Genomic DNA, 15,936 nt, shown 5'->3' on the forward strand with positions numbered 1-15,936 from the left:
ATTTGCTTTTTTGAGAGTAATTGTAAGTGCTCAGTAAAATCCATATTTGATAGTCCGCAAGCGGAAGGTGCTATCAATGCAATCACTGTTGCTTGAAAAATAGTCTGGCAGTTCGCGTTTCTCGTTATTAGTTAATTTTTTGTTAAACAGTGTAAGCTGGGGAGAGCGAATGGTTGGGAAGTTAACCTACTTGGGTTTTACCCCGTAAACCTCTATCGAGTGCTGTTTACCTTTGAGTTTGACCGGACCAAGATTCATTAACTGATACTCGCTATCACTGTTGTCCAAACGGGAGACTAACGCGCCAGATAACAACATGCGCTGCCCGAGCGGATTACACTGATCTTGCAGACGAGCCAGAGTATTGATCACATCGCTAAAGAAGCTGATCTCCTGTTTTTGCACGCCTACCACGGCGGCCACTACCTGACCACAATGTGCTGCTGCCTTAAACTTAGGCACAAATCCGTAGTGCTCTTCAAAATAACGTCGCTGCCAATTGAGCTGCTGGCTGAACTCGAAATAGATATTCATGCAGCGGTCATTTTTAATGCCCTTATCCAACGGCCAGTGAATGAGTACCGCATCGCCCATATAGCGATAGATCTCAGCCTCATTATTATTCACCGTTTCGGTGAGCAGGCTAAAGCAATCTTGAATGAGACGACTAAAACGATAGTCGCCTAACGATTCGGCGTGGGTAGTGGACGCTACCATATCGAGGTAGAGGAATAAGCGTTGTTCATAGCGTGGTTTATGGTATTTACCCATACCGATGTTCAACAGAATTCGCGGCCCAACCAGCAACGCCATTTGTTCAATAAAGGCTAAGCCAACGCGGACAACCACTAAATATATAATCAGCGCTTGGAACGATGGGCTATAAAGAATATGCACCGTCAGCATCTGCCTTAGGGTAGCAATGTGGTTTTCTAGCGCCCACATATTGAGATATTGCGTCATGTAGGCGAGGGTGGTTGCCCCGAGTAATAGGAACAAGCCTTTAAATACTACCGAGAATATATAAGGTAGGCGGTTGATAGCGCTAAAGTCGGCGATGAGGTTGGACATCCAGTGCAGACTGCCAAAAATCACCCCTAAATAGATAGCGAGAGTGGCAAAATCACCTGAGCTGACAGCCCACTGCGGGACTTCTAAGGTTTGGGAATACCTGAAAAACACAAATGCAGACATTGCTCCGGTCCAAGCCAGAATAGCAAACAGTAACTTTTTAGCCTGTACTTGAGCTCTCACGAAAAATACTTGCCCGACACTATAAATAACACCCTATTCCCAAGACGCGCTAGTTTATCGATATAACCTTAGTGTTTCCAGTGATATATGTGATCTGCATCAACTCAAAGTCAATTGATATGGGGTTTACCCAAAATATTGACGCAAAATTTTGGCAGTAAACTGGGTCTTTAAATAGAAGCCTCGCGGATTAGTGAGCTGCACGCTACCGTCTTCAGCGATACTCTCAGTAAGCACTTTACTGTTAGCCGCTTTAGGGCGTAACTGCAGCACTTCACCATGGCGTGCGGTAATTTGGCTGACTTTGCCAAGGCTTATTAGCTCCATGATCTCCTCCCAGTCTTGCTGTAGTTGCCGCTGCTGCTCGGCATTCGGCTGCCACAAAATAGGCATGCCGATGTGGCGTGCGGCTATCGGTATGCTGCGCTCGCCTTCAACTGGGATCCACAATACACGCTGAAGCTTGTGATATACCAAACTCTGTTGCCAGCTTAAGCCAGTCACATTGTGCAGCGGGGCGACGCAAACATAGGTCGTCTCCAGTGGGAGGCCATTGGCGCTCAAGGGGATACTTTTTAATTCAACACCCAAGTGTAAGAAGTCTTGCTCAGGCTTTGAACCAGCCTCGGCACCGAGTGCCGTTTCAAGTAACTGACCAATCCAGCCTTTATCACGATTCAGATTTTCAGGCACGGCAATATTCAATGCGTGCGCCACATCGGCTAGTGTGAGTCCTGCTAGCGCTTCTGCGCGCTGCATCAGTTCGTCGATAGTTGCCGGAGGTGTAGTAATGATCATTTTAATCGCTATTAACTGACAAAATGTGGATATAAAGGTGAGTGTATAAATAATGACCGCTAAAAATCATCAGATAAATAACTCTGTTATCTACAGTCTACTTACATGAATTTTAAAGAAAAATACTATCTCTGTATATCGGTGAAAATATTTTTACCTTTTTACTCTCTGGATTCCCCCTCTTTGCCAACAAAGTTATCAACAGATTTTTGGGATAACCCACAGGTGTGCCCATTCTCTGTAGTCACTGTGGTTAACTGCTATGAATGTAATCAAAATGTCTCATAGTTATAGCTAAAATCGATGCGCTTGTTGAGCTGATGCACTGCCATCTGTCTCATTAGCGTGATTTTATTTTTTCTGGTTGTTTTGTGTGCAATGTTTATCTTGTTTTGTACAACTACAAGCGGATTGATATTAAAGTTGTTATATTTCATCGTGTTAAATGGTTATTTTTGATGAGGTGATGCTATATGTTTCACTGTTTTTGGTACTTTTTCCCAGCTGTTCGCCAGTTGCAAACATAGATATCCACAGTTTTTGTGGATAGATGCAGTAAAGTGACCACAAAAAGTGAATAACTTTTATATTTTGGAGAAATTGTTCAACTTTTTTATTGGCATTTGCTATGTAGATGGCAATTGCTGCCACGCGAGGTTTGTGAAACAATCAAGCTATTAATCTTGCTCGTTTTTTGGAGTCCATGTGATTGATAGCGATGGTTTTCGCGCTAATGTGGGCATTATTATCTGTAATAAGATTGGTCAGGTCATGTGGGCACGCCGTTATGGTCAGCACTCATGGCAATTTCCCCAAGGGGGCGTTGACGAAGGCGAAACCGCAGAACAAGCCATGTATCGTGAGTTGTTCGAAGAGGTGGGCTTGTTACCTGAGCATGTGCAGATCTTAACGTCTACTCGATCTTGGCTACGCTATAAGTTGCCAAAGCGCCTTGTTAGACAAGACAGTAAACCTGTTTGTATCGGTCAGAAACAAAAATGGTTCTTACTGCAATTGAAGTCAAATGATAATGCGGTAAACCTAAGTGCCTGTGGTCATCCTGAATTTGATGATTGGCGTTGGGTCAGTTATTGGTATCCTGTTCGGCAAGTCGTATCTTTCAAGCGGGACGTTTACCGTAAAGTGATGAAAGAGTTTGCTGTAACAGCGCTCGCTATGCAGCAACGTGAACCAAGACGACGTAATCGTAGTCGTCCGTCTCGTTAAGCGGGAAAGGATTTCAGGGGGAAGCCGTTGCTAAACATACTCAGGGATATCACTCAGGCGGTTGCTGGCGCCAAAGATCTCGATGCCGCATTGGAGTTGCTCGTTGGCCAGATAAAGCTCGCGATGCAAACCGAATGCTGCTCTATCTACATCCTTGATGAAGATGAATTGGTATTGTCAGCGACTGATGGGTTAAAACCTGAATCAGTTGGCCATGTCAGAATGCCATTATCTGAAGGCTTGGTCGGTTTAGTTGCTGAACGTGAAGAGGCAATTAACTTGGCTGATGCGCGCCAGCATGCTCGGTTCAAACTGTTCCCTGAAGCTGCCGAAGAGGAATATCGTGCCTTTTTGGCAGTGCCTATTATTTATCAAAAACAGCTGCTCGGCGTAATTGTGGTGCAGCAAGCCAGTGCGCGTCAGTTCAGTGAAGGTGAAGAAGCCTTTTTGATGACGTTAGCGGCGCAGCTCGCCATGGCGGTAAGAGGTCTTAAGCAAAAGGCCGTGGTGCAGCACCGCCGTCAGCAAGTCTTATTCAACGGTACGCCTGCATCTAATGGTATCGCTATTGCCAACGCGTTAGTTTTGGGTGGCGATATTTCATTAGAACAACCCGATATCCACTGCCGTGATGTTAATGCCGAAACCGAGCGCTTAACCCAAGCGATTGACCGTTGCCGTAATAATCTCGCTAACTTAGCGCAGCGTTTTGACCGCGAACAAGATCAAGAAGTCGTCGCTATCTTCGCTGCACTGCAGTCACTGCTGGAAGATGAAAGCCTTGGCGGTGAATACCTGCGAGAGGTGGCCGTTGGTTGGGTCTCTGAGTCTGCAGTGAGTCGTGTATCTAAACGCTACATCGAACAGTTCCAGTCGATGCAAGATGTCTACATAAAGCAGCGCGCCAGTGACATCCGTGAACTGGGGACTAAAGTTTTACGGCAGTTGGTGGAGCCTGAGCAACTGGAGTTAGATTCAGAGCGGCCAGTTATTTTGGTGACAAAAGAGGCTGATACTACGCTGCTAGCGGAATTTCCGCGTGGCAAGCTGGTGGGGATTGTCACTGAGTTGGGTGGGGTGAACTCACATGCCGCTATTTTGGCGCGGGCAATGGGTATACCGGCGTTGACTGGGGTGCAACAGGTACTTGCGGCTAAACTTAACCGTAAGTTGTTAGTGCTAAATGCCACCCGCGGCAGTTTGATGGTTTCGCCTTCACCTTCTGTTATCAGTGAGTTCCGCTTACTGATGAACGCGGAAAAGGCGCTGCAACGTCAATACGTGCAGGAGTTGCATCTCCCAGCCGAAACACTTGATGGTCAGCGCATTAAACTGTATCTCAATGCAGGTTTGCTTAGCGGCCTTGAGTCTGAAATTGCTGATGGTTCAGATGGAATTGGTCTGTACCGTACTGAAATCCCGTTTATGCTGCAGCAGCGTTTTCCGAGTGAGTCGGAACAGATCACCGTCTATAAGCAAGTGTTTAAAGCGGCCAATGGCCGGCCCGTGACCATGCGTTCCTTGGATGTGGGGGGCGATAAGCCGTTACCTTATTTCCCAATTAAAGAGGAAAACCCATTTTTGGGCTGGCGTGGTATTCGTTTGTCGCTGGATCATCCAGAGTTATTTTTGGTGCAGATCCGCGCTATGTTGCAAGCCAATGGTGACGGTGAGCAGCTAAGTGTGCTGTTGCCGATGGTCAGTAATCTCGAAGAGATCGATCATGCGTTGGAATATTTTGAGCAAGCCTACCAAGAGTTAACTGCGGATGTGAACCCCAATTTAAGCCGGCCACGGGTTGGCATTATGCTGGAGGTTCCTGCTATTTTGTTCCAACTGGAGGAAGTGGCAAAGCGCGTTGACTTTATCTCGGTGGGGAGTAACGACTTAACCCAATATCTGTTAGCGGTGGATCGCAATAATCCTCGGGTGACCTCGTTATTTGATAGTTATCATCCTGGGGTGTTACGTTCGCTGAAAAGTGCTCACGAGCAATGCGTGACTTATGGGCTAGCGGCCAGTGTGTGCGGCGAGATGGCTGGGGAACCTGCTGGTGCTTTGTTACTCACAGCAATGGGATACCGTCATTTAAGTATGAACCAAGGCAGTTTGGCGCGTATCAACTACCTGCTCAGACGGGTAAGTTTAACCGAGCTAAAGGCATTGTTGGATGTAGCCTTGACCAAGCGTAGTGGCCAAGACGTTCGTGAACTCTTGCGTGAGTATCTCGCCCACAAAGATCTTGCTGCTGTCTTAAATTAACCTTACCCACAGAGGATGCCCATCCCTATGGGCGCGCTGACATGGAATTATTATTAATATTAGCCGTTTGTGCCATCCTAGGGGCCGCTGTCGGTTTTTCGGCGGGGCTGTTGGGGATCGGCGGCGGGTTAATCGCCGTTCCCGCACTGCTGTATATTCTGCCAATAGCTGGTGTGCCGCAGCAGAATATTCCTCACGTTGCTATAGCTACTTCGTTGGCGGCGATAATTCTTACCTCTTTTGCGTCAGCTAGGGCGCACCATAAGCATGGAAATATCGATTGGCGGCTATTTTTACCTATGCTGCCAGGGACGATGGTCGGTGCGATGTGCTCCGGTTTTATCGCGGAACTTATTGCCGGAGAAGACCTCAAAAAAGGGTTTGCGGTATTTGTTATCTTGATGTCTATCAACATGGCATATCCATATAAACCAACGGGGAAACCTCGCCGGTTGCCACCGTTTCCGGTGTTGTTCATTGCATCAGCCGCGATTGCGGTATTGTCGGCGCTGATGGGCGTCGGTGGTGGCGCAATGATGGTGCCATTCTTGTGTTTATGTGGGTTAGAAATGAAAAAAGCGGTTGGATTCTCATCAGCTAACGGCATGCTGATCGCGCTCTGGGGCAGTTTAGGGTATGTTATTGCCGGCTGGAACGTACAGGGGATGCCTACAGGCTCTTTCGGTTATATCTATTTACCTGCCCTTGCAGGCATTATTGCCACATCAATGTTGGTTGCACCGCTAGGCGCTAAAGCTGCCAGCACTTGGCCAACCGCTGTGTTGAAGAAAATTTTTGCCGCGTTGTTATTAGTGGTTGGCCTGAAAATTATCATTGGCTGACAAGTTAGTTATTTTATTTCGGAATATCAATAGATTATGGCATTGCAGTTTCCTGAAATCGACCCAATTATGGTGTCATTCGGTCCATTAGAGATCTTTGGACACTCGTTTGAGCCAGCGCTGCGTTGGTATGGTTTTATGTACCTGATCGGTTTTGTCGCCGCCATGGTGCTACTCAATCGTAAAGCTGATCGCAGTAATGGGGTTTGGTCAAGAGAGCAGGTCTCCGATTTGCTGTTCTACAGTTTCTTAGGGGTGATCCTCGGTGGCCGCATCGGCTATGTACTGGTTTATCACTTTGACTATTTCCTCGCAGACCCACTGTATCTGTTTAAAATCACCGAAGGCGGTATGTCGTTCCACGGTGGTCTTGTGGGCGTGATCTTGGCAATGATTTTTATTGCTGTGCGGCAGAAGCGTAGTTTCTGGGCGGTATCAGACATTGTTGCTCCGGTGGTACCCATCGGATTGGGCGCAGGACGTATCGGCAACTTTATCAATGGTGAACTTTGGGGGCGCGTGACTGACGTGCCTTGGGGAATGGTATTCCCATCTGGGGGGCCATTGCCTCGTCATCCATCGCAGCTTTATCAGTTTGCGTTGGAAGGCGTGGCCCTGTTTCTGCTGCTGTATTGGTTTAGTAAGCGTACGCAAAAGCCGGGGGCTGTTTCAGGGATGTTCCTGCTTGGATATGGTATTTTCCGCTGTGTAGCTGAGGCCGTACGCCAACCTGACGCGCAAATGGGCTTCTATTGGGGCGGCTTAACCATGGGGCAGCTATTGTCGATTCCTATGGTATTATTCGGACTTTATTTGATTTTTAGACACAGTAAACAGGCTACCGCGGCTTCGGCGGTGGAAGGAAAGCAATAAATGCGACAGTATCTTGATTTAATGCAGCACGTACTCGATAACGGTACGGAAAAGTCCGACCGCACTGGTACTGGCACTCGCTCAGTTTTTGGTCATCAAATGCGGTTTGACTTGAGCCAAGGCTTTCCACTGGTAACCACTAAAAAATGCCATCTTCGTTCAATTATTCACGAGTTGCTGTGGTTCTTGCAGGGGGATACCAACATTGCCTATCTCAAAGAAAACAACGTTTCCATTTGGGATGAATGGGCTGACGAAAATGGCGATTTGGGCCCAGTCTATGGTGCGCAGTGGCGTAGCTGGCCAACACCTGATGGCCAACATATCGACCAAATCACGCAAGTGATAGAGCAGATTAAGCAACAGCCGGATTCGCGTCGGTTGATTGTGTCGGCATGGAACGTGGCGGAGTTGGATAAAATGGCATTGGCACCGTGTCATGCATTTTTCCAGTTTTATGTCGCAGATGGCAAATTGTCATGTCAGCTGTATCAGCGAAGTTGCGATATTTTCCTTGGCTTACCTTTTAATATCGCGAGCTATGCCTTGTTAACTATGATGGTGGCGCAGCAATGTAATTTGGAATTAGGTGAGTTTGTTTGGACTGGGGGCGATACCCACCTTTATTCGAACCATCTGGAGCAAACTGCACTGCAGCTTACCCGCGAGCCTCGTGCGTTACCTACGATGAAGATTCTGCGCAAACCAGATACTATCTTCGACTATCGTTTCGAAGATTTCGAATTGTCCGGTTATGAACCTCATCCGCATATCAAAGCGCCTGTAGCTATCTAAATTTTCGCTTCTAAATGCAGGTTAACTCGGAATAATCGAGTTAATCTGCAGATTCTTTCGATTTTTACTGTTTCTGTTTCGCAACTATACTTATTTGATAAGTCGTTATTGGAGCGAAATAAAAATGGAAAAAGTGATTCGCAATTTTCTCAGCCAAGAATCGGCTGGGGGTATTTTGTTATTGGTAGCCGTTGCTTTGGCTATGATCTTTGCTAATACCCCGTTATTCGGCCTGTATCAGGGCTTTTTAGATACTCCCTTACAAATCAGAATCGGTGCATTAAATATCGATAAACCACTGTTGCTGTGGATTAACGATGGTCTCATGGCGCTGTTTTTTCTTCTAATTGGTCTGGAAGTTAAGCGAGAGTTATTAGAAGGGGCACTTTCAAGTGTGTCTAAAGCATCGCTGCCGACGTTTGCCGCGTTAGGTGGCATGTTACTTCCCGCGTTAATCTATGTGGCATTCAACTTTAATGATGATGTCACCATTGGCGGCTGGGCGATTCCTGCTGCTACCGACATCGCCTTTGCCCTCGGAATCATGGCGTTGCTCGGCAGCCGTGTTCCAGTGGCGTTGAAAGTGTTTTTGTTGGCGCTCGCCATCATCGATGACTTAGGTGTTATCGTAATTATTGCACTGTTCTATAGCGCAGACTTGTCAGTTACTAGCTTGATCGTGGCCGTGGCTGCAGTGGTAGCCTTGGTTGTGTTGAACCGTAAAGGTGTAACCTCACTAGGTGCTTACGGATTTGTTGGACTTATTTTGTGGGTGGCGGTACTCAAATCTGGCGTACACGCAACCTTGGCAGGTGTAATTATCGCCTTTGCTATTCCGCTGCGCGGCAAAAATGGTGACTCACCGTCCGAGCATTTGGAGCACAGCTTACACCCGTGGAGTAATTTCCTTATTCTGCCGATATTCGCGTTCGCTAATGCTGGGGTCTCTTTGGCGGGCGTCTCTGTGGATAGCATTTTGTCACCTGTACCTTTGGGTATTGCCTTGGGGCTATTACTGGGTAAGCCGCTGGGTGTGATGTTATTTAGCTTTATCGCGGTTAAGTTGCGTTTAGCCGAATTGCCAGAAGGTATCGGTTGGCGCCATATCGCCCCCGTCGCGGTGATGTGCGGTATCGGTTTTACCATGTCGATGTTTATTGCTTCTTTGGCCTTTGAACATGGCGGTGTGATTTATGGTGATCTAGCTCGTTTAGGTATTTTGATGGGGTCGTTGGTTGCCGCAGTTGTGGGTTATTTCTGGTTATCTAAATCTTTACCAGCAGCAGGAGAGCAAGTATGAAACGATGGTTGATAGGAATGTCACTAGTCGCTGCCATAGTGCCAGCGGTCAACGCTTCACAAGTTGAACAGTGTCAAGCTGACCACCAAGCTAAGGCGTGTACCGCATATCTTGAAGGCATTGTTGATGGCGCCTTAATGTACAAACCTCGAGCCGTGGGGGCTCGCTTAGAAAGCGATGACTATAGTTCGCGAGCATTGAAGTTCCGTGGTGGTAAGCGTTACCAAGAGGCGAATCGCCAGTATTGCTTAGATCGCTTGCCTGATCGCGATAATTTGGTGCTGGCGCTTGTCGAAGGTTTTGAATCGGGTAATATCGGCAACGCTGAAGAGTTACAGGAGGGCGTATTTGCCTTGCTGAACTGCCAACGTATGAACTAGCAGAGGAGTCGGCATGTCGCACTTGAATTATAACCATCTCTATTATTTTTGGATGGTGAATAAGAAGGGATCCGTGACCAAAGCCGCCGAAACCTTATGTCTTACGCCGCAAACGATTACTGGGCAGATCCGCGCTTTTGAGGAACGCCTCAATGGCGCGGTATTTAAGCGTAGTGGCCGTAAACTTGAGCCCACCGAACTTGGTGAGCTCATTTTTCGCTATGCCGACAAGATGTTTGCCTTGTCCTACGAGATGCTGGATGTTCTCAATTACCGTAAAGATGACCGCGTGTTGTTTGAGGTCGGTGTGGCTGATGCGTTGTCGAAAGCGCTGGCCGGTAAAGTGCTAATGTCGGTGATGGCGCCTGAGAGCAACACGCATATTGCCTGTTACGAAGCAACTCACGAGGACCTCATGGCCCGATTACGCGAGCATAAATTGGACGTGATCTTGTCTGATTGCGCTGGCGATTCATTAAAGTACACGGAAATTCTCTCCAAAAAGCTAGGTGAAAGCGAAGTCGCGTTCTTTCATTTAGGCCCGCTACAACAACCGTTCCCCGCGTGCTTGGCGGAAGCCCCTTTACTAATACCAAGTAAAAAGTCGTCTTTAGGGCAACAGCTGTATCGCTGGTTTGCTGAGTTAGACTTAACTGTGTCGATTGCTGGTGAATTTGATGATGCGGCGATGATGCGGGAGTTTGGCTTTGCTGGCCGCGGTATTATTGTGGCGCCGTCGGTTTATGCCGATGGCATCTTAGCGAGAGGGATGCACTTATTGGGTACTACTCGCGATGTGCTAGAGGAATATCACCTCATCTTTGCTGAACGGATGATTCAACATCCGGCAGTAAAGCTGCTGCTCAGTAGCGATTTTGATTCATTGTTCCAAGGTCACGATTCAGCCTCATGAGCCATTAGGTTAATCGACACTGTCTATCGCAACGAGTAAACTTGGGTCAGCATTTATAAATGGAGTGGCTAAATGACTGAACCGATGAACTTTGCTCGTGTTAAATGGGCTTGCCGTCGCGGTATGTTAGAGCTGGATGTCCTATTTCAGCCGTTTGTTGAAAACCAATACCAATCCCTCTCGAACGAAGATAAAGCGACCTTTGTACGCTTGTTAGAGTGTGAAGACCCTGAATTATTTGCATGGTTTATGGGGCATAAGCAGTGTGCCGATGCTGAACTTGCTGCCATGGTTGCGCGAGTTCGTGGACGTGCAGCGCCATAGTTTTTCCCTCAGAAGTTCTTTCAGCCAGCGGCTAAGTTTTTTGGCGTTGGCTGCAATGTTGCTCGCAACGTTTGCGTTGTGGCCTGACATTGACCTCTGGTTTTATCCCTACCTTAAATATCTCTTGTTGTCGCTTAGTTCAGTATTATTGGTGCGGCAATATTTCACCGTTTGTCGTTGGCAGTTCTGTTTCACTTTGGATGAATATGGGCGGGTACTAGCGGCAGACGAACAGCACTGGCAATTAGCTGAACGAAGCTGGGTATCACCTTGGCTAGTCGTGTGCTTTCTTGAGCGAGACGGTCGCGATATACCGCTATTTTGCTTTGCCGATATGTTGGCGGATGACGACTATCGCAGCTTATGCCGGTTGATAATCAACCGGCGGTCACAACCTCAATCTGGCTGAAGAATTGAAGGTTTTGGGTGCGGCAATTGTTGCGGATAATCAATGTTGTAATGTAAGCCACGGCTTTCATGGCGTGACATGGCACAGCGGATAATCAGCTCAGCCACCTGCACCAAGTTGCGTAACTCAAGTAAGTTATTACTTACGCGGAAGTTACTGTAATACTCGTCAATCTCTTGCTGTAGCATGGTTACGCGGCGTAATGCACGCTCCAGCCGTTTGTTGGAACGAACGATACCCACGTAGTCCCACATAAACAGTCTCAGCTCATGCCAGTTATGGGCAATGACCACTTCTTCATCTGAATTAGTCACTTGGCTTTCGTCCCAAGCTGGGATCTCAACCAGGGACAATTTTTTGGGCAGTTGAGAGTCAATATCTTCGGCGGCGGCTCGAGCGAATACCAGGCATTCCAACAACGAGTTACTGGCTAAGCGATTGGCGCCATGCAGCCCAGTATAGGCAACCTCACCAATGGCATATAAACCGTTAAGGTCAGTTTGGCCGTGTAGGTCGGTCATTACGCCACCGCAAGTATAATGCGCGGCAGGTACCACGGGGATTGGCTGCTGAGTGATATCTATGCCTAAGGTTAAGCAACGTTGATAGATAGTCGGAAAGTGCTTTTTAATGAAATCGCTATTTTTGTGCGAAATATCTAAGTAGACGCAATCGGCGCCCAGCTTTTTCATTTGATGGTCAATCGCTCGCGCTACGATATCGCGCGGCGCAAGCTCTGCCCGTTCATCATATTCTGGCATAAAGCGCGTGCCGTCTGGCCGCAATAAATATGCGCCTTCACCTCGTAGGGCTTCTGTCAGCAAAAAGTTGCGCGCTTCTGCATGATATAAGCAGGTGGGATGAAACTGGTTAAATTCCATGTTCGCCACTCGGCAGCCCGCTCGCCAAGCCATAGCAATACCATCGCCAGATGAGACATCAGGGTTTGACGTATATTGATAAACTTTGGATGAGCCCCCCGTGGATAACGCCACAAAACGAGCTTGGATGGTTTCGACGCGCTCTTGTGCTCGGTTCCACACATAAGCACCGAGTACGCGATTGCCTGAGTGACCTAGCTTACGCGTGGTAATTAAATCCACGGCGTTATAACGCTCTAACACATTAATGTTGGGGTGCTGTTTCGCAAGCTGCTGCAGTGTGGTTTGTACTTCCTTACCAGTAGCGTCAGCCGCATGTAAGATACGGCGATGGCTATGTCCACCTTCACGGGTGAGGTGATAGTGTTCTTCGTCAACACTGCCATCGGGTAATTCATCTTTATCAAAGGCGACGCCGCATTCAATGAGCCATTGCATCGCTGCTTTGGCGTTCTCGGCAGTAAAGGTTACTGCGGTTTCATCGCACAATCCGGCGCCTGCCACCAAAGTGTCGGCCACGTGGGATTCTATGGTATCCTCTGCATCGAAAACGGAGGCGATACCTCCTTGCGCATAATAAGTGGAACCCTCATTCAGTGGTCCCTTGGACAATACGGTGACTTTACAGCGAGTTGCTAGATGTAGCGCTAAGGTTAAGCCTGCGGCACCACTACCAATAATTAACACGTCAGTGGAGTGTTCAACTGCTTGTTTCATGGGGTATTATGCATGGATAAGATGGTGGGTTAATCCTATACCAACTCATACTTGTTAGGTAATACTTTTGTCTTTGAAAACAGATTTCAAAAAATTAAAAGATCATTAAGAACTTTTTAGAAAGGCGCTGGTCTACATATGTGAATATGATTCGAGCGACTGAGAAATCAGCATTTTAGATTTGGGAGAAGTCGGCTCGAATGAGTGGACAGATAAGTGATCAACAACTGGTTGAACGAGTTCAACGAGGTGATAAAAACGCATTTAACCTGTTGGTGCAGAAGTACCAAAGTAAGGTAATTAACTTAATTTCGCGTTATGTACGCAACCAAGCCGATGTGGCTGATGTCGCTCAAGAAGCGTTCATTAAAGCTTACCGCGCGTTGCCTAACTTTCGCGGAGACAGTGCTTTTTATACTTGGTTGTACCGCATTGCCGTTAACACAGCAAAAAATCATCTAGTATCGCAAGGGCGTAGAGCGCCAAGTAATGATGTCGATGCTGATGAAGCTGAGTTCTATGAGGGCAGTGATGCGTTGAAAGAGTTTGCTTCGCCCGAACGTTTAATGCTTTCTGACGAAATCAAACAAGTCATTTTCGACACATTGGAATCATTGCCAGAAGAATTAAAGATGGCCATTTCGCTTCGTGAACTTGATGGAATGAGTTATGAAGAAATTGCCAATGTGATGGAGTGTCCTGTGGGAACCGTGAGGTCCCGAATATTTAGGGCGCGTGAAGCCATCGACAAAAAGCTCCAGCCGTTGCTGGAACGATAATCATCAATCTAACAGGTGAGTTAAGTAATGGAAAAATTTGGTCAAGAGTGGGTCTCTGCAGCGGTGGACGGTGAAGCCGATTCACAAGCACTGGCTGAGCTTGCTAGCGACAAAGCTTCTCATGAAAAGTGGCGCAACTATCATATGATTGGTGATGCGATGAGAGGGGAGCTACCTCAGGCCCTGAATTTGGACCTCTCTGCTCGCATTGCTGATGCGATTGAGCAGGAGCCAACCATTATGGCGCCAGCGCCATCACGCGATGAAGCTACAGAGCAACATGTTGCGGCGAAAGTTTCAGGCGATTCAGTGAGGGTTGTACCGTTCTACAAACAGCTTGGTCAATATGCTATCGCAGCAACGGTCGCAGTTATGGCGATTGTGGGCGTACAAAACATGAACCAGTCTGAAGGGGATACCGATGTTACTGCACCATCGTTGGTGACTCGGCCATTGATTGGTAGTGCTTCACCTGTCAGCTATCAAGGCCCGGGCGCACAGCAGCAAGGTTACAATAATGAGCAGCTGCGTGAGCAACAACAACGTATTAATAGTTATCTACAAGATCATCTGCTGCAACAAAGATTGAATGCAGGTGCCGTTGTGGATAACAATATGAAGGAAGCCCCAGCTCCGGCAAATCAGTAAGGAATTCTTTTTGCGTGCTGTAATCCTCTCCTTTATCTTTTTAGTTTTTCCTGCGCTTGCGCAGGATCAGCTTACCGCAAAAGCCTGGCTCGAGAATATGAGTCAGGCTTTGCATCAAAAACAGTTCAAACTTTCAGTGATTCAGCTACAAGCTGATGAAATTCGGCCGATTATCTATATGCATGGCGTAGTTGATGACACTGAGGTTGCTTTTCTCGAACACCTGAATGGCCCGAAAAAGAACGCTGTGCGCGTAGCGAATACGGTGACTTATCTAGAACATGGGCAGCAAGCTTATAGCATTCGAGCCAAGCGCATCCCTGGCGTATTACCTGAGGCGCTGGCCGGCAATATTGACGAGCTTGAAGCGGGATACCAGTTTGTTTTAGGTGGTCGGACCCGTTTGGCAGGCCGTGTTGGGCAGATGATACGTTTTATGCCGCGGGATGATTATCGCTATGAAGCGGCAGTTTGGGTGGATATGGAGACCTATTTACCACTGCGTTATGACGTCGTTACCCAAGACAATAAACTGCTTGAGCAAGTATTGGCTATTGAACTGTTTACGTTTGATGAACCGCCATCATTGATTGAAGATGCCTATAAACAACCTTGGCCAGCGGCGATGAGTCCATCTGAGCGCCAAGATGGTCAAAATTGGCAGTTTGATTGGTTACCCGCCGGCTTTAAAGTGATTGTACGCGACTACCATAGGTTGTTTAATAGCAGTCAAGCGGTGGAATATGTCGCCTTAACTGATGGGTTAAGCAATATATCGGTGTATGTTGCTCGAAAAGGTGATACTTCCTTGCCTGAAGAACTCATTACTCGCAACGGTATTGCGATGGTGACGCGCGATGTTGGCAAACAAGTTGAAGTGGTTGCCATTGGTAAGGTGCCTAAAGCTGCATTAGAACGTATCGCTGAAGGCATCAAGTTAAAGTGAGGGCTTCGTTATGATGGAGCAGGTCGGTAAAGTCATTAAAGCGGATAGCGATGGTTGGGTAACCGTTGAAGTTGAGATGAAAAGCGCGTGCAGTCATTGTTCACAAAGTGAATCATGTGGCACATCAGCGATCTCAAAAGCGTTTAGTGCGCGCGTCCAGCAGTTTTCCCTCCCTGCAACTCAAGCCTATTCACCCGGCACATTGTTAAAGCTGGGACTACCTGAAAGTGTAGTGCTTAAAGCTGCCGCATTAGTGTATCTATTGCCATTGTTGGGCTTGTTCATTGGCGGTATGGTTGGCAGCATGTTAGCCACTGCTTTAGACATCAATGCCGACGCTAGTAGTGCCATCTGGGGCGTGTTAGCTGCGCTCGCCGCATGGCGCTTGGGTAAAGCGCGTGCTGTCGCGATGGAGCATGACGCCCAACCTGTGATTTTAGCCAACCTTGGCACCCCATTGGTGAGTGAGCCTTCTCATTGCCAGTGTTAAGTCTAACTAGTTTTTCCTCTCCTACTAATCTAATTGGTAAAAGTGCGGCAATCAGGTACAATTCCGCACTTTTAGAACCCCAGTCTCAGTAGAGTTTT

The 15,936-nt window shown here is 47.5% G+C and carries 17 protein-coding genes; 14 read left to right on the plus strand and 3 right to left on the minus strand.

The window, feature by feature from the left end:
- Positions 1-186 precede the first annotated feature (186 nt).
- Together ACN0TT_RS06140 and mutH are read right to left on the minus strand one after the other, a co-directional pair.
- A complete protein-coding gene (locus ACN0TT_RS06140; protein ID WP_417761256.1) occupies positions 187-1,254 on the minus strand; it encodes an adenylate/guanylate cyclase domain-containing protein in 1,068 nt (355 codons plus the stop codon).
- 126 nt (positions 1,255-1,380) lie between these two features.
- The gene (gene mutH, locus ACN0TT_RS06145) at positions 1,381-2,052 is read right to left on the minus strand and encodes a DNA mismatch repair endonuclease MutH (RefSeq protein ID WP_417761257.1); all 672 of its coding nucleotides are present in this window, start codon (positions 2,050-2,052) and stop codon (positions 1,381-1,383) included.
- Positions 2,053-2,757: 705 nt separating this feature from the next.
- Between mutH and rppH the strand changes: the two genes are divergently transcribed.
- The 10 genes from rppH to ACN0TT_RS06195 all read left to right on the plus strand — a co-directional run bounded on the left by rppH (position 2,758) and on the right by ACN0TT_RS06195 (position 11,377).
- Positions 2,758-3,279: an RNA pyrophosphohydrolase gene (gene rppH / locus ACN0TT_RS06150; RefSeq protein ID WP_417761258.1), complete on the plus strand. Its 522-nt coding sequence runs from the start codon at positions 2,758-2,760 to the stop codon at positions 3,277-3,279.
- Between the two features lie 27 nt (positions 3,280-3,306).
- Positions 3,307-5,541, plus strand: a complete 2,235-nt coding sequence (ptsP, locus tag ACN0TT_RS06155) for a phosphoenolpyruvate--protein phosphotransferase (RefSeq protein WP_417761259.1) — start codon at positions 3,307-3,309, stop codon at positions 5,539-5,541.
- Between the two features lie 41 nt (positions 5,542-5,582).
- A complete protein-coding gene (locus tag ACN0TT_RS06160; RefSeq protein ID WP_417761260.1) occupies positions 5,583-6,383 on the plus strand; it encodes a sulfite exporter TauE/SafE family protein in 801 nt (266 codons plus the stop codon).
- A 36-nt stretch (positions 6,384-6,419) separates the two neighbouring features.
- A complete protein-coding gene (gene lgt, locus ACN0TT_RS06165; protein ID WP_417761261.1) occupies positions 6,420-7,256 on the plus strand; it encodes a prolipoprotein diacylglyceryl transferase in 837 nt (278 codons plus the stop codon).
- The gene (gene thyA / locus ACN0TT_RS06170; protein ID WP_417761262.1) at positions 7,257-8,051 is read left to right on the plus strand and encodes a thymidylate synthase; all 795 of its coding nucleotides are present in this window, start codon (positions 7,257-7,259) and stop codon (positions 8,049-8,051) included.
- Between the two features lie 124 nt (positions 8,052-8,175).
- Entirely contained in the window at positions 8,176-9,351 is a 1,176-nt protein-coding gene (gene nhaA / locus ACN0TT_RS06175; protein WP_417761263.1) for a Na+/H+ antiporter NhaA, read from the plus strand.
- Positions 9,348-9,731, plus strand: a complete 384-nt coding sequence (locus ACN0TT_RS06180; protein WP_417761264.1) for a hypothetical protein — start codon at positions 9,348-9,350, stop codon at positions 9,729-9,731. Before nhaA ends, ACN0TT_RS06180 begins: the two co-directional genes overlap by 4 nt.
- Before the next feature lie 13 nt (positions 9,732-9,744).
- Entirely contained in the window at positions 9,745-10,644 is a 900-nt protein-coding gene (gene nhaR / locus ACN0TT_RS06185) for a transcriptional activator NhaR (RefSeq protein ID WP_417761265.1), read from the plus strand.
- Between the two features lie 72 nt (positions 10,645-10,716).
- Positions 10,717-10,968: a succinate dehydrogenase assembly factor 2 gene (locus ACN0TT_RS06190; protein ID WP_417761266.1), complete on the plus strand. Its 252-nt coding sequence runs from the start codon at positions 10,717-10,719 to the stop codon at positions 10,966-10,968.
- Positions 10,969-11,023: 55 nt separating this feature from the next.
- Positions 11,024-11,377 carry a protein YgfX gene (locus ACN0TT_RS06195; protein WP_417761267.1) on the plus strand — a complete coding sequence of 118 codons (354 nt, stop codon included), beginning with the start codon at positions 11,024-11,026 and terminating at the stop codon, positions 11,375-11,377.
- Here the strand turns inward: ACN0TT_RS06195 and nadB are convergent.
- On the minus strand, positions 11,365-12,975 hold the full coding sequence (gene nadB, locus ACN0TT_RS06200; RefSeq protein ID WP_417761268.1) for an L-aspartate oxidase: 1,611 nt from the start codon (positions 12,973-12,975) through the stop codon (positions 11,365-11,367). The two genes, ACN0TT_RS06195 and nadB, sit on opposite strands and share 13 nt — an antisense overlap.
- Positions 12,976-13,175: 200 nt before the next feature.
- Here nadB and rpoE point away from each other — a divergent pair, with 200 nt between their 5' ends.
- Genes rpoE through ACN0TT_RS06220 form a run of 4 tightly spaced genes read left to right on the plus strand, consistent with a single transcriptional unit; the run spans position 13,176 to position 15,838 of the window.
- Entirely contained in the window at positions 13,176-13,754 is a 579-nt protein-coding gene (rpoE, locus tag ACN0TT_RS06205; protein ID WP_417761269.1) for an RNA polymerase sigma factor RpoE, read from the plus strand.
- A 27-nt stretch (positions 13,755-13,781) separates the two neighbouring features.
- Entirely contained in the window at positions 13,782-14,402 is a 621-nt protein-coding gene (locus ACN0TT_RS06210; RefSeq protein WP_417761270.1) for a sigma-E factor negative regulatory protein, read from the plus strand.
- 10 nt (positions 14,403-14,412) lie between these two features.
- The gene (locus ACN0TT_RS06215; protein ID WP_417761271.1) at positions 14,413-15,348 is read left to right on the plus strand and encodes a MucB/RseB C-terminal domain-containing protein; all 936 of its coding nucleotides are present in this window, start codon (positions 14,413-14,415) and stop codon (positions 15,346-15,348) included.
- 10 nt (positions 15,349-15,358) lie between these two features.
- Positions 15,359-15,838, plus strand: coding sequence for a SoxR reducing system RseC family protein (locus tag ACN0TT_RS06220; RefSeq protein ID WP_417761272.1), 480 nt, complete (start codon positions 15,359-15,361; stop codon positions 15,836-15,838).
- Positions 15,839-15,936 lie beyond the last annotated feature (98 nt).

The organism is Shewanella sp. (genome assembly GCF_048265805.1).
Lineage (GTDB): Bacteria > Pseudomonadota > Gammaproteobacteria > Enterobacterales > Shewanellaceae > Shewanella.

Coding starts and splice junctions, on each gene's coding strand:
- mutH (WP_417761257.1), bottom strand. CDS start 2,052: ATGATCATTACTACACCTCCGGCAACTATCGACGAACTGATGCAGCGC.
- ACN0TT_RS06160 (WP_417761260.1), top strand. CDS start 5,583: ATGGAATTATTATTAATATTAGCCGTTTGTGCCATCCTAGGGGCCGCT.
- lgt (WP_417761261.1), top strand. CDS start 6,420: ATGGCATTGCAGTTTCCTGAAATCGACCCAATTATGGTGTCATTCGGT.
- thyA (WP_417761262.1), top strand. CDS start 7,257: ATGCGACAGTATCTTGATTTAATGCAGCACGTACTCGATAACGGTACG.
- nhaA (WP_417761263.1), top strand. CDS start 8,176: ATGGAAAAAGTGATTCGCAATTTTCTCAGCCAAGAATCGGCTGGGGGT.
- ACN0TT_RS06180 (WP_417761264.1), top strand. CDS start 9,348: ATGAAACGATGGTTGATAGGAATGTCACTAGTCGCTGCCATAGTGCCA.
- nhaR (WP_417761265.1), top strand. CDS start 9,745: ATGTCGCACTTGAATTATAACCATCTCTATTATTTTTGGATGGTGAAT.
- ACN0TT_RS06190 (WP_417761266.1), top strand. CDS start 10,717: ATGACTGAACCGATGAACTTTGCTCGTGTTAAATGGGCTTGCCGTCGC.
- ACN0TT_RS06195 (WP_417761267.1), top strand. CDS start 11,024: ATGTTGCTCGCAACGTTTGCGTTGTGGCCTGACATTGACCTCTGGTTT.
- nadB (WP_417761268.1), bottom strand. CDS start 12,975: ATGAAACAAGCAGTTGAACACTCCACTGACGTGTTAATTATTGGTAGT.
- rpoE (WP_417761269.1), top strand. CDS start 13,176: ATGAGTGGACAGATAAGTGATCAACAACTGGTTGAACGAGTTCAACGA.
- ACN0TT_RS06210 (WP_417761270.1), top strand. CDS start 13,782: ATGGAAAAATTTGGTCAAGAGTGGGTCTCTGCAGCGGTGGACGGTGAA.
- ACN0TT_RS06220 (WP_417761272.1), top strand. CDS start 15,359: ATGATGGAGCAGGTCGGTAAAGTCATTAAAGCGGATAGCGATGGTTGG.